Origin of the sequence: Ruficoccus sp. ZRK36, assembly GCF_019603315.1 — a bacterium.
Classification (GTDB): domain Bacteria; phylum Verrucomicrobiota; class Verrucomicrobiia; order Opitutales; family Cerasicoccaceae; genus Ruficoccus.
The window spans coordinates 3,411,878-3,436,873 of the sequence record NZ_CP080649.1 but is presented as its reverse complement, the minus strand read 5'-3'; the positions used below and the strand labels follow the sequence as shown (position 1 = coordinate 3,436,873).

Annotated in this window: 22 protein-coding genes; 6 read left to right on the top strand and 16 right to left on the bottom strand. The window is 60.6% G+C overall.

From position 1 onward, the window contains the following. The first annotated feature begins 136 nt into the window (after positions 1-136). Positions 137-1,735 (top strand): phosphoglycerate dehydrogenase, encoded by a 1,599-nt coding sequence (serA, locus tag K0V07_RS15000; protein WP_220622202.1) that lies wholly within the window; start codon positions 137-139, stop codon positions 1,733-1,735. 33 nt (positions 1,736-1,768) lie between these two features. Beyond that, entirely contained in the window at positions 1,769-2,377 is a 609-nt protein-coding gene (plsY, locus tag K0V07_RS14995; RefSeq protein ID WP_220622201.1) for a glycerol-3-phosphate 1-O-acyltransferase PlsY, read from the top strand. Between the two features lie 238 nt (positions 2,378-2,615). On the opposite strand, the gene lpdA is transcribed toward plsY, so the two are convergent. The 3 genes from lpdA to K0V07_RS14980 all read right to left on the bottom strand — a co-directional run bounded on the left by lpdA (position 2,616) and on the right by K0V07_RS14980 (position 8,227). Then, the gene (gene lpdA, locus K0V07_RS14990) at positions 2,616-4,022 is read right to left on the bottom strand and encodes a dihydrolipoyl dehydrogenase (protein WP_220622200.1); all 1,407 of its coding nucleotides are present in this window, start codon (positions 4,020-4,022) and stop codon (positions 2,616-2,618) included. Between the two features lie 147 nt (positions 4,023-4,169). Then, the gene (gene odhB / locus K0V07_RS14985; RefSeq protein WP_220622199.1) at positions 4,170-5,423 is read right to left on the bottom strand and encodes a 2-oxoglutarate dehydrogenase complex dihydrolipoyllysine-residue succinyltransferase; all 1,254 of its coding nucleotides are present in this window, start codon (positions 5,421-5,423) and stop codon (positions 4,170-4,172) included. 62 nt (positions 5,424-5,485) lie between these two features. Further along, entirely contained in the window at positions 5,486-8,227 is a 2,742-nt protein-coding gene (locus K0V07_RS14980) for a 2-oxoglutarate dehydrogenase E1 component (protein ID WP_220622198.1), read from the bottom strand. A gap of 77 nt (positions 8,228-8,304) precedes the next feature. Between K0V07_RS14980 and K0V07_RS14975 the strand changes: the two genes are divergently transcribed. Together K0V07_RS14975 and K0V07_RS14970 are read left to right on the top strand one after the other, a co-directional pair. Beyond that, entirely contained in the window at positions 8,305-8,529 is a 225-nt protein-coding gene (locus tag K0V07_RS14975) for a hypothetical protein (protein WP_220622197.1), read from the top strand. Positions 8,530-8,690: 161 nt separating this feature from the next. Beyond that, entirely contained in the window at positions 8,691-9,086 is a 396-nt protein-coding gene (locus K0V07_RS14970) for a translation initiation factor (RefSeq protein WP_220622196.1), read from the top strand. A gap of 290 nt (positions 9,087-9,376) precedes the next feature. Here the strand turns inward: K0V07_RS14970 and K0V07_RS16625 are convergent, their stop codons facing one another. The 4 genes from K0V07_RS16625 to dnaG all read right to left on the bottom strand — a co-directional run bounded on the left by K0V07_RS16625 (position 9,377) and on the right by dnaG (position 14,353). Beyond that, positions 9,377-9,664 (bottom strand): twin-arginine translocase TatA/TatE family subunit, encoded by a 288-nt coding sequence (locus tag K0V07_RS16625; RefSeq protein WP_345778180.1) that lies wholly within the window; start codon positions 9,662-9,664, stop codon positions 9,377-9,379. A 110-nt stretch (positions 9,665-9,774) separates the two neighbouring features. After that, positions 9,775-10,722 (bottom strand): hypothetical protein, encoded by a 948-nt coding sequence (locus K0V07_RS14960; RefSeq protein ID WP_220622194.1) that lies wholly within the window; start codon positions 10,720-10,722, stop codon positions 9,775-9,777. Positions 10,723-10,756: 34 nt separating this feature from the next. After that, positions 10,757-12,481, bottom strand: coding sequence for an RNA polymerase sigma factor RpoD (gene rpoD / locus K0V07_RS16620; RefSeq protein WP_220622193.1), 1,725 nt, complete (start codon positions 12,479-12,481; stop codon positions 10,757-10,759). 39 nt (positions 12,482-12,520) lie between these two features. Next, positions 12,521-14,353: a DNA primase gene (dnaG, locus tag K0V07_RS14950; protein WP_220622192.1), complete on the bottom strand. Its 1,833-nt coding sequence runs from the start codon at positions 14,351-14,353 to the stop codon at positions 12,521-12,523. 157 nt (positions 14,354-14,510) lie between these two features. On the opposite strand from dnaG, the gene K0V07_RS14945 reads away from it, so the two are divergent. Then, positions 14,511-15,443: a hypothetical protein gene (locus tag K0V07_RS14945; protein ID WP_220622191.1), complete on the top strand. Its 933-nt coding sequence runs from the start codon at positions 14,511-14,513 to the stop codon at positions 15,441-15,443. A 67-nt stretch (positions 15,444-15,510) separates the two neighbouring features. On the opposite strand, the gene K0V07_RS14940 is transcribed toward K0V07_RS14945, so the two are convergent. After that, on the bottom strand, positions 15,511-17,145 hold the full coding sequence (locus K0V07_RS14940) for a hypothetical protein (protein ID WP_220622190.1): 1,635 nt from the start codon (positions 17,143-17,145) through the stop codon (positions 15,511-15,513). Between the two features lie 89 nt (positions 17,146-17,234). Here K0V07_RS14940 and K0V07_RS14935 point away from each other — a divergent pair, with 89 nt between their 5' ends. Further along, on the top strand, positions 17,235-18,242 hold the full coding sequence (locus tag K0V07_RS14935; protein ID WP_220622189.1) for a hypothetical protein: 1,008 nt from the start codon (positions 17,235-17,237) through the stop codon (positions 18,240-18,242). A 292-nt stretch (positions 18,243-18,534) separates the two neighbouring features. On the opposite strand, the gene K0V07_RS14930 is transcribed toward K0V07_RS14935, so the two are convergent. The 8 genes from K0V07_RS14930 to rpmF all read right to left on the bottom strand — a co-directional run bounded on the left by K0V07_RS14930 (position 18,535) and on the right by rpmF (position 24,971). Then, a complete protein-coding gene (locus K0V07_RS14930) occupies positions 18,535-19,089 on the bottom strand; it encodes a hypothetical protein (RefSeq protein ID WP_220622188.1) in 555 nt (184 codons plus the stop codon). 108 nt (positions 19,090-19,197) lie between these two features. Continuing rightward, positions 19,198-19,863, bottom strand: coding sequence for a ribulose-phosphate 3-epimerase (gene rpe / locus K0V07_RS14925; protein WP_220622187.1), 666 nt, complete (start codon positions 19,861-19,863; stop codon positions 19,198-19,200). Positions 19,864-19,869: 6 nt separating this feature from the next. Further along, a complete protein-coding gene (gene lptE, locus K0V07_RS14920) occupies positions 19,870-20,391 on the bottom strand; it encodes an LPS assembly lipoprotein LptE (protein ID WP_220622186.1) in 522 nt (173 codons plus the stop codon). A gap of 10 nt (positions 20,392-20,401) precedes the next feature. Then, complete coding sequence (locus tag K0V07_RS14915) at positions 20,402-21,793, bottom strand: tetratricopeptide repeat protein (protein ID WP_220622185.1); 1,392 nt, start codon at positions 21,791-21,793, stop codon at positions 20,402-20,404. Between the two features lie 98 nt (positions 21,794-21,891). Beyond that, positions 21,892-22,383: a hypothetical protein gene (locus K0V07_RS14910; protein WP_220622184.1), complete on the bottom strand. Its 492-nt coding sequence runs from the start codon at positions 22,381-22,383 to the stop codon at positions 21,892-21,894. A 21-nt stretch (positions 22,384-22,404) separates the two neighbouring features. Then, positions 22,405-23,403 (bottom strand): beta-ketoacyl-ACP synthase III, encoded by a 999-nt coding sequence (locus tag K0V07_RS14905; protein WP_220622183.1) that lies wholly within the window; start codon positions 23,401-23,403, stop codon positions 22,405-22,407. A gap of 142 nt (positions 23,404-23,545) precedes the next feature. After that, the gene (plsX, locus tag K0V07_RS14900; protein WP_220622182.1) at positions 23,546-24,652 is read right to left on the bottom strand and encodes a phosphate acyltransferase PlsX; all 1,107 of its coding nucleotides are present in this window, start codon (positions 24,650-24,652) and stop codon (positions 23,546-23,548) included. Between the two features lie 139 nt (positions 24,653-24,791). Continuing rightward, positions 24,792-24,971, bottom strand: a complete 180-nt coding sequence (gene rpmF / locus K0V07_RS14895; protein ID WP_185676746.1) for a 50S ribosomal protein L32 — start codon at positions 24,969-24,971, stop codon at positions 24,792-24,794. Between the last annotated feature and the right edge of the window lie 25 nt (positions 24,972-24,996).

The following is a 24,996-nucleotide window of genomic DNA, read 5'->3' as shown; positions in this document are numbered from 1 at the left end:
GGCTTCTCAGCGTAGCTGATGTAGCCCTGAGACCCCCTGACGGCACGCAGTCAGGGGGTTCTTTTTCCTATCTTGCCAATGGCTGCGCTGGAGGGTTGCAATTTCTCGTAGCGGCGATTAACTCCCACCCTTTGCCATGAAAATTCTGGTAGCTGACAAAATATCGCCCATTGGGATCGAATTCTTGAAACAACAACCTGGCTTCGAAGTCGTCGTCGCCTGGGATGCCATCGCGGACTGGAAGGCCGCGCCCGAGCAGGTTAAGTCCCTGATCGGGGATGTGGACGGGGTCGCCGTCCGATCTGAGACCAAGATCTCCTCTGAAATCATCGCTGCCGCCCCGAAGCTCAAGGTCGTGGGCCGTGCCGGTGTGGGTGTGGACAATATCGACATCGAGGCCGCCACCGAGCGCGGTATCATTGTCATGAACACCCCCGGCGGTAACACCATTGCCACTGCGGAGCTGACCTTTACGCATATGCTCAGCGGTACGCGCCCGATCGCGCAGGCCTGTGCCTCAATGAAGGCCGGTCGCTGGGACCGCAAGCTGTACTCCGGCTACGAGCTCAACGGTAAGACCCTCGGCGTCTGCGGCCTCGGCCGTATCGGTGCAGAGGTGGCCAAGCGCGCCATCGCCTTTAACATGACGGTGCTGGCCTTTGACCCGTACCTCACGCAGTCCCGCGCCGACGCGCTGGGCATCAAAAAGGTCGAGCTCGATGAAGTCTTTACCCAGTCCGACTACATCACGGTGCACATGCCGCTGACCGCGGACACCAAGCACATGATCGACGAGGCCGCCTTCGCCAAGATGAAGGACGGCGTGCGCGTCTTCAATGTCGCCCGTGGCGGCATCATCAAGGAGTCGGCGCTGATTGAGGCCGTCAAGAGCGGTAAGGTCGCCGCAGCCGGACTCGATGTGTATGAGGGTGAACCTCTCGCCGAGGACAGCGAACTGCGCAGCCTCGACAAGGTCGTGCTCACCCCGCACCTCGGTGCCTCCACGAAGGAAGCGCAGGAAAGCGTCGGTGTGGAGATCGCCCACCAGATCGCTGAGGCCCTCAGTGGTGGGATGGTCCGCAACGCCATCAACATGCCCTCCGTGGACGCCAAGAGCCTCGAAGTGCTCAAGCCGTACCTCGACCTCGGTCAGGCCCTCGGCAGCTTTGTGCAGCAGCTCGCTCCGCCCGAAGTGCTCAAGCTTCGCGTCACCTACACCGGTAAGATGAACTCCCTCGACACGCTCCCGCTCGACCGGGCCGTGCTGCGTGGGTTCCTCGCCAAGATTTCCGACCACGTCAACGACGTCAACGTGCCCAAGAAGCTCAAGGAACTCGGCATCGAGCTGGAGACCATCAAGAGCAACCAGGAGGCCGAGTACACCGAGCTGGTCGAGGTCCAGGCTGTCTGCGCTGACGGTAAGACCCGCACCGCCTCCGGTACCCTCATCGGTAAGAGCCCGCGCATCGTCGCCATCGACGGCCACCGCGTGGAGGTCAACACCAAGGGTATTCTCCTCGTCTTCAAGAACAAGGACGTGCCCGGTATCGTCGGCTTCCTCGGCACCGAGCTGGGCAAGGACGGCGTCAACATCGCCAATATGTCCATGAGCCGCGATAGCGGCGAGGGCTGGGCGATCAGCGTGTTTGAGCTCGACAGCGTGCCCTCCGAAAAGGCGCAGGCCGAGATCATCAAGCACGAGGCGATCCTCAAGTTCCGCATTATCGAGCTGTAGTCCATTTTCGGCTACAGCGCCCCCGCATCCACCATGCCCAACCTGATCGAAGTTATCGGAGTTGCCCTCGTCGGCTACCTCATCGGCTCGGTGTCCTTCGCAGTGCTCATCGCACGGCGGATGGGCGTCGATATCCTGAAAGAGGGTAGCTGTAATCCGGGCGCTACGAATGTGAAGCGTGTCCTCGGCAAGCGTGCCGGGAACCTGTGCTTCGCGTTAGACTTCCTGAAGGGGCTGGTGGCGGCGGGCTGGCCGATGCTGCCCTTTATCGGGGCGAGCGAGCCGGTCCACCTCGGGATCATCGGCCTCATTGCCGCTATCCTCGGGCACAGCTTTTCGCTCTTCCTCGGCTTCAAGGGCGGCAAGGGCGTCGCCACCACCATGGGCGGTCTGCTCGCGCTTGCGCCGCTGGTCCTGCTCATCGGCATCGTGACCTGGGTTGTTATCTTCTACACGACGCGCTACGTGTCGCTGGCGTCCCTGGCCTTTGGGGTGGCTCTGCCGGTGTGCGGTCTGTTCTTCGTGGCAGACGCCTGGTTGATGGCCTTCCTCGTCGCCTTGGCCGTACTGATCATCGTGCGCCACCGCTCGAATATCCAGCGTCTGCTCAACGGCACCGAAAACCGCTTCACCAAGAAGTAGGCTTTTTTCGGGAGCTGCGCGCCCCCGAACCCCGCGGCAGCCGAGGGAGCATCAAAACTGGGTCGCCACCATTGGATACGCCGCAAGTCACACGCAGCTATTGGGGCTGCCTCGTGTCAGGGAGACCTCAAAGTCGGTCCAGGGTTTGTGCGCAGCACGGACGCTGGACCGAGGGTGCAGCCTTCGGCTGCCGCGGGGTGTGGGGGCGCGGAGCCCCCAGTTCTCCCCATACACTCTGCTACAGCGAGTGTATCGAGGATTTCGATACGGCCATGGCGGCTTCCTTCATGGACTCGGAGAGGGTGGGGTGTGCGTGGATGGTGCGGGCCCAGTCCTCGGCGCTGCCGGAGTACTCCATGTGGGCGACGGCGGTGGCGATCATCTCAGAGGCATTGTGGCCGATGATCTGTACGCCCAGGAGGCGGTCGGTCTCGGCATCGGCGATGACCTTGACGAAGCCGTCCGTGGCGTCCGTGGCGATGGCGCGTCCGTTCGCGATAAAGGGGAACTTGCCGACATTGACCTTGACGCCCTTTTCCTTGGCGGCGTCTTCTCCCAGACCGACACCGGCGATTTCCGGCTCGGTGTAGACGACACCGGGGACGAGGTCGTAGTTGACGTGGGCGGCCTTACCGGCGATGTGGTCGACGCAGGCCACGCCTTCTTCCTCAGCCTTGTGGGCGAGCATGGGGCCGGCGATCACGTCGCCGATGGCGTAGATACCCGATGCGGTGGTGCGGAAGTGCTCGTCGGTCTTGATCCGGCCCTTGTCGTCGAGCTGGACGCCTGCTTTGTCGAGGTCGAGACCGGTTGTGAAGGGCTTGCGGCCCACGGCGACGAGGATCTTGTCAGCGGGAAATTCCAGGGTCTTGCCGTCGCGCTCAGCGGTGAGGACGCTCTTGCCCTTCTCGGTCTTGACGCCGGTGACCTTGGCCCCGAGCTCGAACTTCAACCCCTGCTTGGCGAGGAGGCGCTCGGCGAGCTTGGAGACGTCCTTGTCGTAGTTGGGGGAAATCTGCGGGAGGAGCTCGACCACGGTGACCTCGCTGCCGAGGCGCGACCAGACCGAGCCGATCTCCAGCCCGATGGCGCCCGCGCCGATGACGACGAGCTTTTCCGGTACCTTGTCAAAGGCTATGGCCTCGGTGCTGCTGACGATGGTCTCACCGTCGAACTTCATAAACGGCAGCTCAACCGGCACGGAACCGGTGGCGATGAGGATGTGCTTACCCTTGAGAGTCTGGCCGCCTTTTTCGCCCTCGACGATGACCTGGTGGTCGTTTCCGCCGAGTCGGGCCTTACCCTGCACGATGTCGATCTTGCGCTTGGTGACGAGCGTCTTGACGCCACCGTTGAGCTGCTTGACCACGCCCTCCTTCTTCTTCATGAGGGTGGCGATGTCGGTCTTGATGTCCTTGGCGGTGATGCCGCTGGCGGCGGCATTGTGCTCCAGCGTGTGTAGAATCTCGGTCGAGTGCAGGAGTGCCTTGCTGGGGATGCAGCCGACATTCAGGCAGGTGCCGCCGAGCACGGGGTCTTTCTCCACCAGGGCGGTCTTCAGGCCGAGCTGGGCTCCACGGATGGCCGCGACGTAGCCGCCGGGGCCGCTGCCGATGACGATGAGGTCGTAAGTGTTTTCAGGCATGACTTTTAGTTTTTAACCACAAAGACGCAAAGGCACAAAGGATTATCTCAAACTGCCAATGGGTGGTTAATGAGAAATTCTACTGGTTCTGGAAACAGGCAAAAGGATGAAACTGGATGAAGCCTCTTCGTATCCTTCGTGATCGTATTAGATCCCGAACAGCAGGCGGTCGGGGTCTTCGATGGCTTCCTTGATTTTAACGAGGAAGGTGACGGCTTCCTTGCCATCGACGACGCGGTGGTCGTAGCTCATGGCGAGGTACATCATCGGGCGGGCGACGACCTCGCCGTCCACCACCACGGCACGCTGCTGGATGTTGTGCAGGCCGAGGATGCCGCTCTGGGGCATATTGAGGATCGGCGTCGAGAGCATGGAGCCGTAGATGCCGCCGTTGGAAATGGTGAAGACGCCACCTTGGAGGTCGTCGATGGTGAGCTTGCCGTTGCGGGCAGCCTTGGCGTAGTCGGCGATGTCCTGCTCGATCTGCGCGAAGCTCTTCTTATCGCAATCACGTACGACCGGGACGACGAGGCCCTTGTCCGTGCCGACAGCCACGCCGACGTCGTAGTAGTGATTCTGGATCAGCGTGTCGCCGTCGATCTGTGAGTTGATCTGCGGAACGGCCTGCAGCGCGTGGACCACGGCCTTGACGAAGAAGGACATGAACCCGAGCTTGATGCCGTGCTGTGCGACGAAAGACTCCTGATGCTTCTTGCGCAGGCCCATCACGCGGCTCATGTCCACCTCGTTAAAGGTGGTCAACAGCGCGGCCTCCTGAGTGGCGGCGACGAGGCGCTGGGCAATCTTCTTGCGCAGGGGGGACATCTTCTTGCGGGTGACGCGGCCGTCGTCCTCAGCGGAGGCAGCGGGCGCGGCAACCGGAGCAGAGCTCTTGGCGGGGGCCGGCTTTTCAGCGGCCTTGAGCATGTCACCCTTGGTCACGCGACCATCCTTGCCGGTGCCCTCGATCGTTGCGGGATCGATCCCGGTCTCCTCGGCGATGCGCTGCACGGCAGGGGAGGGGGGCAGGCCCTTGCTCTTGGTCGAAGCCGCTTCCTGGGCCGGTTCTTCCTTCGCAGGCTTTTCCTCGGCCTTGGCAGACTCGGCGTCCTTCTTCTCGGCAGGTGCGTCCTCCTTTTTCTCATCTCCGCCCGCCGGCTTCTTGGCGGACTCGTCGATCTCGGCGACGATGGCGCCGATCTCGACCTCGTCGCCTTCGGCGACCTTGAGGGAGACGGTGCCGGCGGTTTCGGCTAAGCCCTCGGAGGTGATTTTGTCGGTCTCCAGCTCATAGAGGAGCTGGTCCTTGGCGACATAATCGCCGTCGTTGACGTGCCAGGAGGCGAGGATTCCGCTGGTGATGGACTCGCCCAGGGAGGGGACTTTAACTTCGGTGGCCATGAGAAAAGGTTAAGATAAGGCTAGGCGCATGCGCGTTAGCTGTCAGGCTAAATCGATATGGATCAGAGGGTGAAGGCTTCCTCGACGAGGGTCTGCTGCTCCTGCTTGTGCTGGTAGAGCGAGCCGGGAGCGGGGCTGGCAGCAGCCTGACGACCGGCGAAGACCGGAGCCTGTCCGGCGGCCTTGAGCAGATACGGGTAGATGTGTGTCCACGCACCCATGTTCTGCGGCTCTTCCTGACACCAGACGAGGTGCTTGTAGCCCTTGTACTTTTCGAGAAGTTCGGAGAGGCGCTGCTCGTTGACCGGGTAGAGCTGCTCGACGCGGACGATGGTGGCGTCCGTGATCTTGTGCTCGGCGCGGTAGTTGATCAGGTCGTAGTAGACCTTGCCCGAGCAGAAGATGACGCGGTCGGTCTTCTTGGCAGGCTGCTCGTCGTCGAGGATTTCGTGGAAGCGGCCCTTGATCAGGTCGTCCACGCTGGAGACGCAGTCCTTGTAGCGCAGGAGGCTCTTGGGGGCCATGATGACGAGCGGCTTAGTAAAGGAGCGCTTCATCTGGCGGCGCAGGACGTGGAAGTACTGAGCCGGGGTGGTCATCATGCACACCTGGATGTTATCCTCGGCGCAGGCTTGAAGATACCTTTCCAGGCGGGCCGAGGAGTGCTCGGGGCCCTGACCCTCGTAGCCGTGCGGCAGGAGCATGGTCAGACCGGAGACGCGGCCCCACTTGGACTCGCTGGAGGTGATGAACTGGTCAAAGTGCGTCTGCGCGCCGTTGCTGAAGTCCCCGAACTGAGCCTCCCACATGGCGAGCATGTCCGGGTAGTCCAGTGAGTACCCGAAGTCGAAGCCAAGGATGGCGGCCTCGGAGAGGGAGGAGTTGTGGACGCAGAAGGTGGCCTGCTCGGGGTCGAGGTTGAGCAGCGGTACGTAGCGTACCCGCGTCTCGACATCGTAGAAGGCCGCGTGGCGCTGGCTGAAAGTGCCGCGCTCGCTGTCCTGCCCGGAGAGGCGCACCGGGGTGCCCTCCAGCAGGAGCGTGCCCCAGGAGAGCTGCTCGGCGAAGGCCCAGTCGATCCCGTCGCCGTCCTGGAAGTTCTTCCACTTGGTCTCAAGCTGGCGCTGGATCTTGTTGTTGGGCTTAAAGTTTTCGGGGATGGTGGTCAGGGTCTCTGCCACGCGGGTGAGCATACCGCGGGTGACGCCGGTCTTGACCGGGTCAAAGTTGTAGCCCGGTTGCTTGACGGCGGCGGAGCCCTCGAAGGTCTTCTTCTTTTTGCTGCTCTTCTCCTCTTCCTCCTTCTTGACGCGCAGGAAGGAGTCGTTGAGGGCCTGCTGGAACTCCTTGGTCAGGTCTTCGGCGTCCTCGTCGGAGAGGGTCTTTTCCTCGACCAGATGCTGGCGCAGGACGGCGCTGATGGCCGGGTGCTGGGAAATCTGCTTGTACAGGCCGGGCTGGGTAAAGACCGGCTCGTCGGACTCGTTGTGCCCGTGCTTGCGGTAGCAGTACATGTCGATGACCACGTCGTCGCCGAACTGCTGGCGGTACTCCAGAGCGATCTGGGTGACGTGGGCCACAGCCAGCGGGTCGTCCCCGTTGACGTGGAAGATCGGCACCTCGATCATCTTGGCGATGTCGGTACAGTAGCGGCTGGAGCGCGACTCGCGGGGGTCCGTGGTGAAGCCGATCTGGTTGTTGATGACAAAGTGGATGGTGCCGCCGGTGAGGTAGCCCTTGAGGCGGGAGAGGTTAAGGGTCTCCATGACCACACCCTGTCCGGCAAAGGCGGCGTCCCCGTGTACGAGGAAGGGCAGGACGCGTTTGCGGTCCCAGTCCTCGCGGATGCGCTGGCGGGCGCGGGTCTTACCCTCGACGACGGGGTCGACGGCCTCCAGGTGGCTCGGGTTGGCGGCCAGACGCAGCTCGATGTCCTTACCGGAGCTGGTCGGGCGGATCGACTCGAAGCCGAGGTGGTACTTCACGTCGCCGTCACCGTGGATGGTGTCGGGGATGTAGTTCTCCGAGAACTCGCGGAAGATGTACTCGTAGGACTTGCCTAAAATGTTTGCCAGCACGTTGAGGCGGCCACGGTGGGCCATGCCCATGACGATCTCCTCGACGCCCATCTCCGGGCAGTACTCGATCAGCGTGTCGAGAGCGGCGATGAGCGTCTCGGCGCCTTCGAGAGAGAAGCGCTTCTGGCCGACGTAGCGGGTGTGCAGGAAGCGCTCAAATTGCTCGGCCTCCATGACCTTGCGCAGGATGCGGATTTTTTGGTCGGGCTCGAAAACGGGCTGATTGTCATTAGGCTCGATGCGGGCCTGAATCCAGCGGCGCTTCGGGGTCTCCTGGATGTGAATGTACTCGCAGCCGACGTGGCCGCAGTAGGTGCGCTTCAGACGGCCGAGCAGCTCGGGCACGGTCATGAAGGTGCCGCCGAGGTAATTGCCGGTGTGGAATTTTTTATCCTGATCGGCTCCTTCTAGCCCAAGCCGGTCGAGCTTCAGGCGTGGGTTTTCCAGTATCTGCTTCCGCAGCGGGTTGAAGTGGCCCTCCGTGTGGCCGATAGAGCGGTAGGCGTAGATCGCCCCAATAACGCGCGATTGGGTGATCGGGTCGGCATCGGCGGGGACACCGGCCGGTACCTCTCCGCCGTGGGCGGCTACGTTCTGCGCAAGCTCGAAGCCTTCAAAAAAGGCACGCCACTGCGGTTCGAGCCCGTCGGGGCTCTCGAGCCAGCGTTGGTAATATTCATCGATCAGGTCCGCGTTCCAGCGGTTGGCGAATGTGAGATTTTTCATCGCGTTTGGGGGATAAGGCCAATTGTTAGGATATACGTTGACCTGCCCTCTGTGACAAGTATTTACGTATGTTTTCTATGAGCTTAAGAGATAGTATTTATCAGCTTATCGAATCCGTTGTGGTGTATAAGCGAAATGTGGCCGAGGCAGTTGCAGCCCTCGACGAGCTCGTCCGCGACCATAAGGCAGAAATCCCGGGCGACCTCGCTCACTATTTAGAGAATCGCAGCTACGAAAAAGCCTGGATGTGGCTCAACGAGGGGAAACAGGCTGCGCGTGGAAAGTGCGCCCCTAAGGGGTAACGCAGGGCCAAGGGGCTTCGCATCCCGATGGGGCTACGCCCCCATGAATGCGTTTTGATAGGGGCTCGGTACATCCGGGGTTTTATGATCCGTCTAAAGCTGCGCTTGAGATTTATGTTTGGGGTGGCAGGATTGAAGCAGACAGAACGAACGATTTTTCCATGGCCAAAAAAGATAAACTTTCGACCGACGGCGGGCAGGATTTAAGCGCGGACAATCCCTTTGGCGCGCTTTCATCATCCGGCTTACCGGAGGGCAAGCCCGTGCCCGCTCCGAAGTCCGCCCCCGTGGCCAAACCGCAGAAAAAGCGGGGTCGCGTGGACATCAAGCGCGTCAAGGCCGGACGCGGTGGCAAGACCGTGACCCTCTGCGAGGGCGAAGGGCTGCTGCACACCGGCCCGCAGGAGCTGGACGCCCTGGTCAAGACGCTGAAAACCCGTTGCGGCACCGGTGGGGCAGTCAAGGGGAAGTCGATCGAGATCCAGGGGGATATGCGCGAGGCTGTCGCTGCCGAATTCGAGAGCCGCGGTTACCGCGTGGTCTTCGCCGGCGGCTAACGGGGTGCCCCCGCTGGCACTGAGAGGCGCTGCCCCTACGCAGGACAGAGCCCTGTATTTGAAGGGGTGAGCATCTTGTGGCATTTTCAGGAGAAAATGCCATGAAGGTACGTCGTGACTCTTGGCAGGGTTCCCCGAGATGGTGCGGCCCAATTTTGATGCTCTGCTCAGCGATTGCTGACACGATGATAACATCAAAACTGCACCACTCGGTCATGCGCCAGGAGCTCAGCTCCTTGATCGGATCAAACGCCGAGCGTTTGCCCCAAAAAAAGATATCCCCTCTGTGCCTACGACTGCTTGGTCGTGGTCTCGGTGGAGGCGGGTGTCTCGGCTTCCTTGGAGGCTTCGGCTTCAGCCTGCTGAGTGGGCGCGGGCTGCGGCTTGGGGGCCTGCTGCTTTTGGTCTTCGTCGTCGAGCGCCTTCTTAAAGGTCTGCTCGGCCTCAGAGGTGGCCTTCTTGAATTCCTTCATCGACTTGCCCAGGCTCTTGGCCAGCTCCGGTAGGCGCTTGGCGCCGAACAAAAGCAGGATGATAATCAGGATAAGCAGGATTTCCTGCCAGCCCAGATTTTGAATAAAGGCGAGAGAGCTAAGTGCGTTCATGGGAATTGTTAGGATTAAGTTACGCGCAAAAGGGTGCTAAAACAACTCCCAAATGCGCTTTGCGGTGGGAGCTGCCGGACGGTCTACTCGGCGTTGTCCGCGTCCAGGTCGTCGCGGGTGTGGGCGATCTGCCCGGTGTCGTAGAGCTCGTTGATGTAGTCGGTGTACTGGGGGCCGGGCAGGATGATCTCGTCTCCGCGCCGGGGAGTGCCGGTGAGGCGCTTGAGGCCGACGGCCTTGCCGTTGCGCAGGGTGGTGAGCTGAAGCACACCGGTCACGCTGAGGTCATCGGCGCGGGAGAGAACCAGCTCACGTCCATAAAACGCCAGGTAGCGGCTCTCCAGCCAGACGACGCCCAGGCTGCGGTCATTATCAATCGTGACCAGCTCGCCTATGCGCATGTTACGCGAGGCGGGGGAGAGGTCCGGGACGGGAATGGTCTCCTCTTGTGCAGCCTCTTCTTTCTGCTCCTCCTCATCATCGTCAGAACCGAAAAGAAAGCTGAAAAAGCCGCCCTCGTCGGAGGCTTTTTCATCTTCTTGAGGGGACTCGGCAGGAGTTGAATCAGCTTCGTTCAGGGCCGTTTCTGGCTGAGCCGGGGATGGTCCAAACGCCGGTGTCGGCTCCGGGGACAGGGGATTGCCGTCTGCATCGACCGGGACCGCCTGCACGACGATGTCGGGGGCGGGGCCGCTACGCACGGGCTGACCGGGCGTACGATCCTGGGCAACGACACCATCACCCTTGATCTGGGTCACATAGCCTCGGGTCAAGCTGGCGCCGGGGGGCATGCCCGCTGTCGATACGTCGGTCGTCGCTGCCGGAGAGGCCTGACTGGGCTTAGCAGGAGAAGTGGCAGGCGTCGGCGCTGCATCGGCAGGCTCCGGTGTTTCTGCCTCATCACTGTCCGGCTGGACGGGTTGACGCTCCAGCGAGATCGGTGGCTTAGCCTTGCGGGGAGCAGCCCAGCCGCTTGTACCCGCCAGGGAAAAGGCGGCCAAAAGAAGCAGGGCGGTGCGAATCCCGCGCATGGTGATCAGGGGGGTTCTCCGTGCGGACGTAGATTTACTCGCCGGGGCGACGGAAGTTGTCAAAGCCGGGACCGGAGGTGTCGATCTCGCCCTCAAAGAAGCCGTGGAGCTGGCGGATACGCGTCGGGTGACGCATCTTGCGCAGGGCCTTGGCCTCGATCTGGCGGATACGCTCGCGAGTGACCTTGAACTGGCGGCCGACCTCTTCGAGGGTGCGGCTGTAGCCGTCCTGCAGGCCGAAGCGCAGGGAGAGCACCCGGCGCTCGCGCTCCGTGAGGGAGTCGAGCACGTCCATGATCTTCTCGCGCAGAAGCGAGTAAGCGGTCATGTCGTAGGGGTTTTCCGCGCCCTTGTCCTCGATGAAGTCACCGAAGTTGGTGTCGTCGGAGTCGCCGACGGGGCTTTGCAGGGAAATCGGTTGCTGGGCCATCTTCATGATGGCCTGGACACGCTCGACCGGCAGGTCCATCTCGATGGCGACCTCCTCGGGGGTGGGCTCGTGGCCGAGCTCCTGGAGGAGCTGCTTCTGCACCTGCATGACCTTGTTCAAGGTCTCGATCATGTGCACCGGGATACGGATGGTGCGGGCCTGGTCGGCGATCGAGCGGGTGATGGCCTGGCGGATCCACCACGTGGCATAGGTGGAGAACTTGTAACCGCGGCGGTACTCGAACTTCTCAACGGCCTTCATCAGGCCCATGTTACCCTCTTGAATGAGATCGAGGAAGGACAGGCCGCGGTTGGTGTACTTCTTGGCGATCGAAATCACGAGGCGCAGGTTACTCTCGACCATCTCGGTCTTGGCGCGATGGGCCTCACGCATGTTCTTGCGGACTTCGCGGACCAGGTTGAGCAGCTCCTCGGGCTCGATGCGGTACATCTGCTTGATGTCTTCGAGGCGCTTGCGGATGGTCTCGGGGTCGTGCTTACGGTGGCGGCTGGACTTGACCTTGTTGGCGAGCTTGAGGTGCTCCAGGTGGTCCTCGATCTCGCGCAGGGTGGGAGAGAGGTTGTCCAGGAACTCTTCAAAGACCTTCAGCTTGAAGCAGAACTTGCGGAAAATCGGCTTGAGGGAGGACTCGTACTTGGAGAGGCGGGTCTTGGCGCGCTTCTCGTTGGGGGAGTCGTCATCGTGCTTCTGGATGTCGGCCCAGGCGCGTTCGCACTTGGCCTCGGCGGCCTCGGCGAGCTCGATCTGCTTGGGCAGGCCCTTGAAGTAGTTCTCGCGGCTGTCGATCTTCTTGTCGAGCACGACGCGGTCAAAGCGCTCTTCGCGGTCGATGAGCTTCTTGGCCAGATCGATCTGGTAAAGGGTGGTCAGGCCGACGGAGAAGAGCACGTCGGCGGCCTTCTGCTCGGCCTTTTCAATGCGCTTGGAGATGGAGACCTCCTGCTCGCGGGTGAGCAGGGGCACCTGGCCCATCTGCTTGAGGTACATGCGCACCGGGTCGTCCAGGATGTCCATGCTGGCATTCTTGGACTCGGCTTCCTCCTCGTTTTCGACGCGCTGCTTGTAGGCCTCGACCTCTTCGGAGTCGAGGATGTCGATTTCGAGGTTTTCGAGGATCGAGATGACATTCTCGATCTCCTCAGGGTTGTTGACGCTTTCAGGCAGGACACGGTTGATGTCCTGGACGGTCAGGTACCCTTGTTCTTTCGACTGGCGAATGAGCACCCGGATTTTGTCGTTGAGACGGGCTTGTGCCTTCTCAGACGCCTTCTTCTTCGGCTCGGTGGCTTCGGTAGATTTCTTGGACATGTTCGAACGGCTGGTTACAGGAGGAATTAAAAAGGGGAATTAAAGGCTGATCGCGGGGGGATTTCTTAGCTGACTGCGAAGCTCGATCCGCTGGCGGTGCAGTGCGCGGATGCTCTCGGCGTCGTCAGCGGGCGTATTCATGAGCTTGAGATCGAGCTCCTTTTGTAGCTGCATAACGTGCCGGCGATAGAGCGCCTGAATGGGTCCGAGCACAGTTTGCTCGGGCTCGTCCAGCTCCACATCCCGGTTGAGCAGGGAATAAAGATAGTTTCTTTCTTCGTCGGACTCAAGCAGTTCAATAAAATCATCAAGGCCGTTCCAGTTTTCACTCTGGAACTCTATTATCAGTTTACGCAATAGCCCGCCCTCTATTGATTTGCCGTTAACCCACTGGTGATCAACAGTATTAGAAATAGAATGAGCCAGTCTATCGCTATGCAAAGCGATTAACAATAGCTGAGACTCAGCGCTTGTCAATGCCTCGGATACTTTCTGCGGGGCGGGTTGCTCGGCCTGTGGGGCCGGGCGGGTCTGCCCGCTGCTGAAGCGTTCGAAGTCCCGCTGCAGGGCGAGCCGGTCAACCCGGCTCATACGCAGGGCCAGCTCGGAGAGAGCCTGCTCGCGGATGACGGCGCTCTCACTCTGGGCGATGATGCTAAAGATCTCGTCCAGCCCACGGCGTTCTTCTGGACTGCCGGGGACCGTGCCTGCAGGCAGGAGGGTCGAGACGGCGAACTCTACCCAGCCGAGGGCCTCCCGGTAAAGGGCCTCCAGGGCGTCAGCGCCGCCTTCGCGCAGGAGCTCGTCAGGGTCGCTGCCGTTGGGCAGGCACAGGAAGCGCACATCGAGCCCGGTTTTGAGGGCGAGCGGAAGCATGCGCAGGGCGGCCTTTTGCCCGGCGCGGTCGCCGTCGAGAAGGACTTCGGCGCGGTTACTGTAGCGGCGCAGGAGGGCGAGCTGGTGCTCGGTAATGGCGGTGCCCTGTGGGGCCACGGCGTTGAGGATGCCTTTTTCCACGCAGCGGAGGCAGTCGAGCTGCCCCTCGACGAGGATCAGGCTCTGCCCGTCGCTGAGGTGCTGGCGTGCGCGCTCCAGCCCGAAGAGCACATCGCTTTTCTTAAAGAGCGGAGTCTCGGGCGAGTTGATGTACTTGGCCTCGCGGGAAGGATCGTCCTGCGGGGTGAGGTCCGTCTGCCGGGCCGTAAAGGCGATGACGCGGCCCTGCACGTCGCGGATAGGGATCATGAGCCGTCCGCGGAACCGGGGCCGGGGGCTGCGGGCCTCCGTGTCGTGGTCGTTGATGTAAAAGAGGCCGCACTGGTGCAGGGCTTCGGCGGAGAAGCCCTTTTGCCGTAAAAGGTCGGGGAGCTTGCCGCCGCCAGCGGGCGCAAAGCCGATCTTGAACTCGTCCGCCAGCTCCAGGGGGAAGCGGCGGTTGGCGGTCCAATACTCGCGCATGGCGGCGGAGTCGGCGTGCTCGGCCTGGAAGCAGCGATGGTAGTAGTCGGTGGCGAATTCGTGCAGGCTGAGCAACTCCTTGCGCAGGGAGAGGCGCTCGCGGGGCATGCCGTCGTCCTCGTACTCCAGCGGCACGCTGAAGCGCTCGGCCAGCAGCTCGACCGCTTCGCCGAACTCCAGGTTCTCCTTCAGCTGGACGAAGCGGAAGAGGTCCCCGGCGTTACCGGATGAGTAGTCCATGAAGACATTTTTCTCCGGATGGACGTAAAACGAGGGGGTCTTCTCCGCGTTAAAAGGGCTCAATCCGCGAAACTGGGCACCGGCGCGCTTCATCTGCGTGTACGGGGCAACCACATCCAGGAGGCTGACCCGCTGTCGGAGATTTTCGATGCTACTACGTTTGACCCTGGGCATGCCCTTATTACCGGAAAAGAAACCACTATCGCCTCCCATGCAAGTCTGCACTGTACCTGATGAGCATTCATGATCAGAAGGTGCTCCGGGGGAGATTTTGGCTCGCTAGGTGCTCATCATTTCGGTATTCGCTTAACTACTCTCACGTATTAATACTATGAATGTGCCATACCTTAACCGTTTGACTCTCGCGGCTGGCGCTCTCGCGCTGGTGACTGCTCCGCTTCATGCTACGACTTACAGTGTCAGCCTCAACAGCTCGTACTTTGGCTGGCTAGACCAATACAGCCTCGATACGTTTGACCTCCCTGGCAATGAGGCCTGCGTGCCGACCTCATCGACCAACGCCATGACCTACCTGCAAAATGCCTACTCCGGCTACTACGGTACGACGCTTACAGGTACGACGTACAGCTCCTGGGAGGCGACTGCTGAGGTGCTGATGGGGAGCGACTATATGGACACGACGAATTCAGGGACAGCCTACGAGCGTGTCCCCTATGCGCTGAACAAATACATCGTCTCGGACTACGGCTTTACGCAGACGCTCTTCAGCGGCATGTATCTATCCTCGGACTACTGGGACCCGCCCACCTGGAGCAATCCCGGCTACATCACGGACTCCGCACCCACATCTTCGTTTTTCCTGAACTCGCTGGGAGACGGCGCAGCAACGCTGTTTTCCATCCTGTACCCCTCCAGCGAGGGTGGTGGCGGGCACTATCTGCTGGCTTCGGGCCTGGTCTGGGATGACTCCAATAACGACGGCATCATCCAGTTTTCAGAAAACGCTGCCTTGAGCTTTGTGGACCCGCTTGATCCGGCCTACTACAGCTCCGGGGAGCCATCCTCCGGCCCCAAGATGACCTCGGGGCACCTCTATTACGATACCGAGGGTGGGGTGCTGAAGATGCGCTATGACCAATATTATGGCGATCTTCCTTACGATCATACCAAATACGATGAGCAGACGGACCTGATCATTGACACAGTGTTCAGCATCAATGTCGTTCCCGAGCCGCAAACCTGGGCTGCCTGGGTCGGCCTGGCTGCGCTGGGGCTATGCCTGTGGCGTCGTCGGCAGGCATAGGCTCCCTGTTGGAGCGCCGTAAAGTGCAGATGTCCGCCGTGCCGGAGCAGCTCTCGCTGCTTAGTGCCTACGGATAGTAAACCAGCAGCTCCTCGATTTCAGCGCGCTTGGGGTGGTCAGGCGGGGCCATGTCGAGGAAGGTCTCGTACATGATGCGGGCGTTGCGGGGGTTGCCCTCGATCTTGTCGTAGCCGCGGGCCAGCGCCAGGGCGATGTCCGGGCTATCGGGAAAGGCTTCGTAGGCGGCGACCAGCTCCTCCATCAGGCGCTGGCGGGTCTGGCTCTTCTGAATCGTGCGCAGGTACTGGGCCCGGTACTGGATGTTACGGGGCTGGCGGCGCATGGCCTCGGAGGCGTAGAGCTCAGCCTGTTGCCACTGACCGATCGCGTAGTAGGCGCGGGAAAGCTCGTAGTAGGTCGGGGCACTCTCGATGTTCTCATTGGCGAGTGAGAGCTGGAAGTGCCGGACGGCGGCGGGGAAGTTCCCCTCCTGGTAGGCGATGATGCCGCGCTCGTACTCGTTCGAGGTTTGCGGCATTTCCGGCTGGTTATCCGTTTCAGGGGCGGCCAGCGGGGTCGGGGCCACGGAGCCCTCGGCCTCATCGACTGTGACCGTGGCTGATCCGGCATTTTCACCCTGACCCCAGGTAGCCGTGATGACGTGCTCGTCCGTGCCGCCGGTGGTTGTATTGCCCTCCGTCACGATGTCCTGACCGGCGGGGACGACATCCTCGCTGTCGACGACTTTGGTGCCACCATCGGGCAGATCGGCCACGTTGGTGGTCATCGTACCCGTGGCAGGCGTGCTGTCACTGGTGGAGGTAGATGCGGTCTCGTTGGCGGAAGCGGGTGGTGTCGCGGTGGGAGTTGCGGGAGGCTCGGCTGAGGGGGTCTTGATCACCGTGCTGGCCTGTAGCTGCTGAAGCTGTTCGCGGATACCGGCCAGGTCGCTGCTGTCGATGAGGGTGGGGGACTGCTCATCGAGCCGGGAGACAAGTTCGTTGGCCTGATCCCAGTGCTCGCGGGAGAGAGCCAGGCGGAGCAGGCCAAGACGTGCCTGAGCGTGCGAATCGCCCTCGTCGGGAAGCTTGAGTGCGTAGTTCCACCAATCCCCGGCCTGGGCCTTGTTATCGAGCTCGTAGTAAAGGTTACCCAGCTCAACGGCCTCGGTGACGGTCGGTTTGCTCTTCTCTGCCTTGAAGGCGCGCAGCCAGGCTTCGAGCGAGGGGCGTACCTTACCGGCGGAGCGCTGGGCCTGGGCGAGCTGCTTCCAGGTGGAGGCGTCCATCGGCTCATCTTCCAGATAGTTCTGGTAGGCGGTGGCGGCTGCGCCCCAGTCCTGCATGCTGGCATGGGCCTGGGCGGCGAACAGAGCCAGATCAGAGCGGGTAGGCTCCAACTGGTAGGCCTGGTCAAAGTAAAAAGCGGCCATGGCCGGATCGGGCACCTCGGCGTAGGCAAAGGCGAGCTGCTCGATGACGGAGGGGCGGTTCGGGTAGTCGGCGTCGAGCGTTTCGAGCATGACGACGGCTTGGTCGACATTGCCGTTATAGAGCAGGCGCTTGGCGGCATCGAGCTGGGTCGCGACCTCTGCATCGATGCGTGCCTGCTCGGCCTCGGGGTCGCTGCGAGAGCAACCGGCCACGAAAAAGGTTGCCACTGCTAAACAAATGGCCGCAATCTTGCCGACTGTTATAGACATGCCCGTATTGATTGGGACAATGTCTTGCCCAGTGTAAACTCTGTCAAGTGTTGAGAATGGCCGGCTTTTATCGATTGATCCCTCTATTCATGGTTTTTGTGCTGCTGCGTCCCGCTGTCGGGGCAGACTACACGCCCGATGAGCAGCTCCAGTCCTATGTGTGGGAGTACCCCATGAAGAGCTTTAACTACTACGGCTACCGGGCCGGAGTTGAGACGCTCTTCCGCGCCTACGAGCGTACCGGCGACAAGAAAATCGAGCCCGGCGAAAAAGGGGTGGTCGGCATCAAAATCTACACATCCTCGGGTCCGGGACTGCGCACGCCGAAAAATCTCGTGCGCGCCGTGGTGACCGCACTGGAGGAGCGCGGCTTTAAAAAAGAAAATCTTTTCCTGCTGGATGCCAACTCCGAGCGCCTCCGCGACAGCGGCTATCTCCCGCGCCGCGATAACCTACCCAGCGAATTTGAGGGTATCCCCGTCTATGCGCTCGATACCGGTGATTACTACAACCAGGATTGGTTCTACGACTCTAACCTGCCTTCCCGCGAGCGGGTCGCCATGGCATCCTCCAACTCGCGCTTTGACTACCAGAGCGACCCTGAGGAGCGTAAGAGCTACCTCGCTTATCCGCTGGTATCCCAAGTGGACTTCTGGATCAATCTGCCTATGACCTCGGACGACAAGGCGCTGGGCATCAGCGGTGCTCTGGCCAATGCCACGCTCTGGAACATCAGCAACAATATGCGCTTTTTCGCAAGTCCGGCCAATGCCCCGGTCGCTGCGGCCGAAATCGCTGCTATCCCGGAACTGCGTGAGACCTGGATATTCACCATTCAGACACTGGAGCGCTATCAGTACATGGGCGGGCCGCGTTTTGACTCTCTATATACCGAGCAGGAGCCCAAGCTGTGGCTCAGTGCCAATCCGGTCGCGATCGACTACCTGATGTGGCGCCGTATCTACAACGGTCGTGTGCGTGAGCGTTTCCCCGTACCGGAGCGCGATCCGCAGCTGTTCGAGTATGCCCAGGCTGTTGGTCTGGGGAATTACCAGCTCGACCAGCTCAAGCTGGTTCGCCTCGAAAAGGCAGACTAGGCCCTCAAGGGCTATCCGTTTTGCTGGTTGAGTGAATTGGCCGGGTTGCTTCCGGCTTGTCTGGGCATGTTGATGCTCAGGATACGCCCCATTGCGTGCGCTTAGGGCCTTTCAAGGCTAGAGGGGGGCTTCTGCGATTCAGCTGCCGCCTCTTCAAAAAGGCTCAGTTCATCAGCCGATTGGAATCGCTGCCGATCTGGTGAGGGCAGTCCATGACACTTGATTATCGAAGCGCTGCCTCACGCTCAAGGCCGGGCATGCTACATGCCTTATGGCTTATCAGCCCGACAACCTAGTCGGCTTTTTTGTCCTTGAGATATTCGAACTTGATAATGCAGGTCCACTTTGAGCCGAATTTCTCGAAGGTATGGGATTTTACCCAGAAGTTCTCGTCGTTCACCCGGTTGCGGGTCTGGGCGCGATCGTCTTTCTCGTCGTTGATCCGAGAGGTGTTGGTATCACACTGTTTGAGGATTTCAGCAGCCTTTTCGATGGCATCCTCGTAAGCACGTTCGCAGCTGTTGCCGTAGCCGATTGTAGCCTGCGAATTCTTGGTCTGGTTGGGCTTAGAGTAAATTTTATGCTCGATGAGAATCCGGCAGTAATAGTCGCCGGTACCCGCGTCCATGGTGACATACTTGATCTCAAACGGGCTGTATTTGGCATGAGCCTTAGCCATTTCGAGGGCCTTTTTCTCGGCCTGCTCGGGGTCTTCATCGAATCCGACTACATACTCGGTAATCGTTTCATTGGGCTTATTCAGCTCTGCAGCATGTGCCCGTACGCCAAACATCACGCACAGCAGGAGAAGCAGGGTATAATTTCTCCACGGACCCACAAACTTCACTCAGCCGTAAAAAATGAATGATGTCAACCTTGACATTTGCCTATTTTTGTCAGCTTGCACACTGGTAGCTAGCCTACTGCCTCTGAGAAAATGAGGTAATGGGGCAGCTCAAGCGTCCTGTTTTTCCAGGATGCTGACAAATTGGGCGCGGTCGGGGTGCTTGAAAAACGCGGTGCCCGCGACAAAGGTATCGGCTCCCGCCTCACGGCACTGGAGGCCGGTTTCGAGGTTCACGCCCCCGTCTACCTCAATGCGCCACTTGTAGCCGTGTTGCTGACGCCAGCTGGCGACTTTCTCGATCTTGGGCAGGACGTCCTCACGGAAGGACTGGCCCCCGAAGCCGGGCTGCACGGTCATTAAAAGGATCAGGTCAACGGCTTCCAGGTAGGGCTCGAGCATTTCCACCGGTGTGCCGGGGTTGATGCAGATGCCGCACTTGACACCACTTGCGCGAATCTGGCGCAGGGTTTCCGCCTTGGGGTAGTCGGGCTCGGCGTGGATGGTGATGTTCTGTGCCCCTGCCTTGATAAAGGCGTCGATGTAGAGGTGCGGGTTGTCCAGCATGAGGTGGACATCGAAGAACAGATTGCTGCCTCCGCGCAGATCGGCCACCGTTTGCGGCCCGAAGCTGAGGTTCGGGACGAAGTGCCCATCCATGATGTCTAGATGGATCCAGGAAACGCCTTCGGTTTCCTCTGCCTGTACGAGGCTCTCTGCCAGGCGGGCGTGATTACCAGCGAGGATGGAGGGGGCTACGATAAAGGGCTTGGACATGAAAAATTACCAGACGCTGACGACGATGTTACTGATCTTGCGTGCCATTTCACGGGTCAGCACGGGCATGGCCTGATACTCGGCAATCTGGAAGCCGCCCTGGACGTAAGCCTGCTGCGAGGCAGTCACACGGCGACCCTCCATGAGGACTTCTCCGGTACGGTTATCGGTCAAGGTGACGAGGCAAACCATGGTCAGGATGTAGGACTGAGCCAATCCCGTATCCTGGCTCTGCGTGGCACCCACCGAGCGCTCGTACTCGACGATAGAGATGCTCAGGGTGGCGTTGGCTTGCTCGTTCTGGACGATCTTGACGTTACTGTGCCCCTGCAGGTCGCTGATGGTTTGGTCTGTCAGCAGCGCACCGGGCTGGGGAGCGTAGGTGCGATTGATCGCCGGAGGGACATAGAGTGTGCGGAAGGGCAACTCTCCGGGAGGTCCGAGCTGATAGTGCGAGCAGGCACCCAGCAGGAGCATCAGCGCCATGACAGCGAGAAAGATCGGACGAAAGCGGGTCGAAGAGGGCATGGGGGCGGTTTTACTGGGCTCCTGCGGGCAGGTTTTCGTTTTCAGCCGCTTCGGTCTGCTGCTTGTCTACGGCCTGCTGTTCGGGAGTGTTCGGGCCAGGGAGCTGGACCGGGAAGAGGTTGTTCACGTCCTCAAACTCGGGGCCGATCATCGGGTCAATGGGACCGCCGTTGTAGGGCTCCATGATCGGGTCGTCGAGGTAAGGATCAGCCAGCGGCACACCTACGCCCATGTAGTCCTGGGTGGTGCCGGTTTCAGGATCGTAAGTCTCGACTGCTTCGTCGCCGGGCGTTTCGAGGAACTGCTCGGTCTGCTCGATCTGGAAGCCTTCGTTCTCGAGCATATCGACCTCGCTCTGATCGTCGTACTGACGGTCGGAGGGCTCGCGGTAGCGGCCGAAGACCCAGTCGTAGGGGGTCATGGGCGGCTCTTCGCCGGACTTGATCTTGATGATCAGCTCGCGGGCCTTGCGGGCACTGGGCGAGTCCGGGGCGACGGTGATAGCTTCATTCAGGAAAATCAGAGCAGCGCGCGGGTTGTTGCGATACTCCCAGTAAAAGGTGCCCATGTCGTAGCGGTTACCGGCGAGGGTCTCCTGCATGTAGTACAGACCAGCCTCGGCATCGGCGATACTGGTGGAATCCGGGAAGAGGATCAGAAAGTCCTTATAGTAGGAGATGGACTGGTGGGTGGCGCCCTGGTCGTACTCGGGGCCCTGGACGAGGGAGCCGTAGGTCTGGGCCAGGCTGAGATAGGCGTCGGAGGTGATGAAGCTGTCCGGGTAGTTGTTGATCAACCGGTCGAGGGCATCAATGGCTTGCTCGGGCTCTTCGTTTTCATTGGCGACGATGGCGAGATTCATCAGGGCCATCGGTGCGTAGTCGCTGTACGGTGCGCTCTGGACGACCTCTTCGTAGGCCTTGGTGGACAGCTCAGAGTTATAAAAGCCGGGGATCAGGCCCCAGTAGTAGGGCAGGGAGCCGTCCTGAACCTTTTCGCCGATATCGTAGAAGCTTTTAACCACGAGGTTGAAATCCTCGTAGTTGGGATACTTCCGGACGATCTTCTGAAGCTCCTTGGTGGCGGCTTCGTACTGGTTGCGGTCGATGTAGATGACGGCTCTCTGGTAGAGGGCCTCGGGCGCGAAGATAGAGTTCGGATAATCGCTGACGACATCGTCGTAGAGATCGAGGGCGGACCATTGGCTACCGTTCTCCTGGTCCTCGCGGGCCTCGTTCATGATGTCGATGGCATTGGCAAAGTCCTCGCCGGAGGGGCCTACGAGTTTTTCGGTCACGCCGCCAACGACGTGCCAGCCCTCATCGGGAGTCCACACCAGCTCAGCCCGCAGGCCGCAGAGGGTGCTCAGGAACAGGAGAAATGTCAGGATGCGCGTAGGCATATTTATCAATGACTGTGTTAGCTGCCTTCCGGCTTGGCAAGCCCTCCTTTGCACGGATTGAGCTGCCGGTATAAATTGATGATCGGGGTGGATTGGGTTCACTCTTTGTCGTCAGGGCCGCACGCGGCGCAATCTTTTTTTGGCCGGGCCGGGTCGTCTACCGCGAAATAGACGGTGCGGTCCAGCTTGGGTAGCTGTACGGCCACGGCCTGATGGTTGCCGAGGACGCCCTTGACGGGGGCGGTTTCAGACTGGGTCAGGACGGTCATATTGCCGTCCTTGTCGGGCTCAAGCCCCATAAAATCAATGACTTGCAGTGAGCCTTCGTAGGCGATGTCGCCGCTATCGGTCAGTGTCGGCTTCAGGGTCAGAATGGTTCCGGTGAAGACGCCGTCCTTTTCGCTGTCGGCTGCAATGGTCTTACCCACGCGCAGTTGGCTGGTTTTATCCAGTGCGAACAGAGCGGGCTTCCCTTTACCCAGCAGGCGCACCTCGATGCCCGGTTCTGACTGGGGTGAGGCCGTTTCAGCCCAGGACTGGGCGAAAGGAGCCAGACAAAGGCAGATCAGCAGAAAGAATGTCGCGCGCATCTGTCAGGATTTCAACGGTGCTCAGGTCAGCTTGACCAGCGAAGCGCCCCAGGTCAGCCCGGCCCCAAAAGCGGCCATGAGCACATAATCGCCGGATTTGACCTTACCGGTGCGGCGGGCCTCTTCGAGGGCGATCGGGATGGAGGCCGCCGAGGTGTTCCCAAAGCGGTCGATGTTGATGAGGAATTTATCCATCGGCACGCCCATCCGGGCCACCATGGACTCGATGATGCGGATATTGGCCTGATGGGGGATGAAGCAGGCGACCTCCTCGGGCTTGACCCCAACCTTGTCGAGCAGGTCGAGGGCGACCTTACCCATGTCGCGGACGGCGACCTTGAAGATCTCCTTGCCGTTCATCTTGAGGAAATGCTCGTGGTTGGCCACGGTTTCGGCGCTGGCCGGGCGGGCCGAGCCGCCTGCGGGCATGTAGAGCAGGCTGGGGCGCTCGCCGTCGGCGCGCAGGATACTGTCGATCACCCCGGTGCCGGGCTCGTCACTCTTACCGAGGACAACGGCCCCGGCTCCATCGCCGAAGAGCACGCAGGTGGTGCGGTCATCCCAGTCCATCAGGCTGGTCATCTTCTCGGCACCGATAATGAGCGCGTGGCGGTAGTCACCGGCTTTCAGCATGCGGGTGCCGGTCTCCAGCGCGTAGAGGAAGCCGCTGCAGGCGGCGGTAATGTCAAAGGCGGCGATACAGCCCGCGCCGATCTTGCTCTGTACGAGGCAGGCGGTGGACGGGAAGGCCATGTCAGGGGACATGGTGGCGACGATGATCAGGTCAATGTCCTCGGGGGACACGTTTGCATCGGCCATGGCAGCCAGGGCAGCCTGCGTGGCAAGGTCGGAAGTGGCCTGGTCCGGGTCGGCTACATGGCGCTCGCTGATACCGGAACGTGTGCGGATCCACTCGTCGGAGGTATCGACGGTTTTGGAAAGTTCATCGTTGGTAACGATGCGTGCGGGCACATAGGCACCAATTCCTTTTACGATAACGGAGGCTGTGTCTGCGGGCATTGACTCGGGTGTAGGCGTCACCGCGCAAAGAGGCGGTGTGGAGTGATCTCATACCTGATTCAGAACCGTTTTAGCCATGGGGCAGCGGTTTTAAATCGGGCAATGGCTTGATGGCGCAAGACCTTGGCGAAAAAAGCCAGCCTTAACCAGAAAATTCTACGCTGGCAGCCGGTTCTGTAGAGGATTTTGCGAACGCGTTAGCTTTTTCGATAGCATCGCCGACATGGGCGTTCATGTCGTGCTCCAGTGCATCGCAGGCGATACGGATGGCGCTCTTGATAAACTCGCGGTTACTGGAGCCATGAGCCTTGACGACGAGGCCGTTGAGACCGAGCAGGGGAGCGCCGGCGTAATGCTCGGGGCTGAAGGTCTTTTTGATGCTGGCAAAGGAGCCCTTGTTGAGCAGGGCTCCGATCTTGCGGATCGGGGTGGCGCTAAACTCGTCCTTGAGCACGTCCTTGAGGGTCACCACCATGGACTCAAGCGTCTTGAGCAGGATGTTTCCCGTGAAGCCGTCACAGACGACCACGTCGGCCACGTTCTTAAAGGTGTCGAATCCCTCGATCAGCCCGATGTAGTTGATCTCACCGGTCAATTGCTTGAGCAGGTCGTGCGCCTCGGCGATACGGGCCGTGCCCTTACCCTCCTCGGTACCGATGGTCAGCAATCCGACACGGGGCTTCTCGATGGGGAAGATGGCGCGGGCGTAGGCTTCGCCCAGGATGGCGTTGTGGGCGAGCTGGCGGGCCGTCGTCTCGGGCTGGGCTCCGGCGTCCAGCAGGATAAAGTGGTGGTTCTTGCTCGGGATGACGGCGGGCAGGGCCGGGCGCTCGACCCCGGACATCTTTTTCAGAATCAGGGTGGAGGAGAACATCAGCGCCCCGGTGTTACCGCAGCTCACGGCGGCATCAGCCTGCCCGGTGCGGACCAGGTCAATCACGCGCAGCAGGGAGGACTCCTTGCGCCGGAAGGCCACCTTGGGCTTTTCGTCCATGGCGATCACGTCAGAGGCGTGCTCCAGCACGAGCTTGGGGTGCTTCTCCAGCCCGGCCTCACGCAGCAGCGGCAAGAGTTCTTCCTGGCGGCCTGTCAGGATGATTTTGTGCAGCTTGGTCCAATCAGGGCTACCAAGCCCCAGCTGGATGGCGGCAACAACTTCGGCCGGGCCGAGGTCACCCCCCATAGCATCCACCGCAACGGTGGCTCCACACGTCATATCAACCATGGGAGCATAAGCTGTGTTGATCATTCAAAAGCGTCAAGGAGTTATCCATCACCCCAGGGCACGAAAAACGGTGTGTTCTCATTTTTACGGGTGGGGGCAGGAGATAAAAAAACCGGCACGCATGAGGCGTGCCGGTTTTCTAAAAAGGTTGATACCGTATCTCTTAGAGATCGACTTCGATCACCTGACGCCCGCGGTACATGCCGTTGGCCGGGTTGACGCGGTGCGGCAGATGGGCGGTGCCGTCGGTGGGATCCTTGGCGAGCAAGGGGGCCTTGAATCGGTTGGCGCCGCGGCGTTTTGCGCTGCGCATCTTGGACTGCTTACGTTTGGGTTGTGCCATCGTCGGAAAGGGTTCTTGTGAAAAG

Excerpts from the sequence above, each read along its gene's own strand:
- serA (WP_220622202.1), top strand. The coding sequence starts at position 137 with ATGAAAATTCTGGTAGCTGACAAAATATCGCCCATTGGGATCGAATTC.
- plsY (WP_220622201.1), top strand. The coding sequence starts at position 1,769 with ATGCCCAACCTGATCGAAGTTATCGGAGTTGCCCTCGTCGGCTACCTC.
- lpdA (WP_220622200.1), bottom strand. The coding sequence starts at position 4,022 with ATGCCTGAAAACACTTACGACCTCATCGTCATCGGCAGCGGCCCCGGC.
- odhB (WP_220622199.1), bottom strand. The coding sequence starts at position 5,423 with ATGGCCACCGAAGTTAAAGTCCCCTCCCTGGGCGAGTCCATCACCAGC.
- K0V07_RS14980 (WP_220622198.1), bottom strand. The coding sequence starts at position 8,227 with ATGAAAAATCTCACATTCGCCAACCGCTGGAACGCGGACCTGATCGAT.
- K0V07_RS14975 (WP_220622197.1), top strand. The coding sequence starts at position 8,305 with ATGAGCTTAAGAGATAGTATTTATCAGCTTATCGAATCCGTTGTGGTG.
- K0V07_RS14970 (WP_220622196.1), top strand. The coding sequence starts at position 8,691 with ATGGCCAAAAAAGATAAACTTTCGACCGACGGCGGGCAGGATTTAAGC.
- K0V07_RS14960 (WP_220622194.1), bottom strand. The coding sequence starts at position 10,722 with ATGCGCGGGATTCGCACCGCCCTGCTTCTTTTGGCCGCCTTTTCCCTG.
- rpoD (WP_220622193.1), bottom strand. The coding sequence starts at position 12,481 with ATGTCCAAGAAATCTACCGAAGCCACCGAGCCGAAGAAGAAGGCGTCT.
- dnaG (WP_220622192.1), bottom strand. The coding sequence starts at position 14,353 with ATGCCCAGGGTCAAACGTAGTAGCATCGAAAATCTCCGACAGCGGGTC.
- K0V07_RS14945 (WP_220622191.1), top strand. The coding sequence starts at position 14,511 with ATGAATGTGCCATACCTTAACCGTTTGACTCTCGCGGCTGGCGCTCTC.
- K0V07_RS14940 (WP_220622190.1), bottom strand. The coding sequence starts at position 17,145 with ATGTCTATAACAGTCGGCAAGATTGCGGCCATTTGTTTAGCAGTGGCA.
- K0V07_RS14935 (WP_220622189.1), top strand. The coding sequence starts at position 17,235 with ATGGTTTTTGTGCTGCTGCGTCCCGCTGTCGGGGCAGACTACACGCCC.
- rpe (WP_220622187.1), bottom strand. The coding sequence starts at position 19,863 with ATGTCCAAGCCCTTTATCGTAGCCCCCTCCATCCTCGCTGGTAATCAC.
- lptE (WP_220622186.1), bottom strand. The coding sequence starts at position 20,391 with ATGCCCTCTTCGACCCGCTTTCGTCCGATCTTTCTCGCTGTCATGGCG.
- K0V07_RS14915 (WP_220622185.1), bottom strand. The coding sequence starts at position 21,793 with ATGCCTACGCGCATCCTGACATTTCTCCTGTTCCTGAGCACCCTCTGC.
- K0V07_RS14910 (WP_220622184.1), bottom strand. The coding sequence starts at position 22,383 with ATGCGCGCGACATTCTTTCTGCTGATCTGCCTTTGTCTGGCTCCTTTC.
- K0V07_RS14905 (WP_220622183.1), bottom strand. The coding sequence starts at position 23,403 with ATGCCCGCAGACACAGCCTCCGTTATCGTAAAAGGAATTGGTGCCTAT.
- plsX (WP_220622182.1), bottom strand. The coding sequence starts at position 24,652 with ATGATCAACACAGCTTATGCTCCCATGGTTGATATGACGTGTGGAGCC.
- rpmF (WP_185676746.1), bottom strand. The coding sequence starts at position 24,971 with ATGGCACAACCCAAACGTAAGCAGTCCAAGATGCGCAGCGCAAAACGC.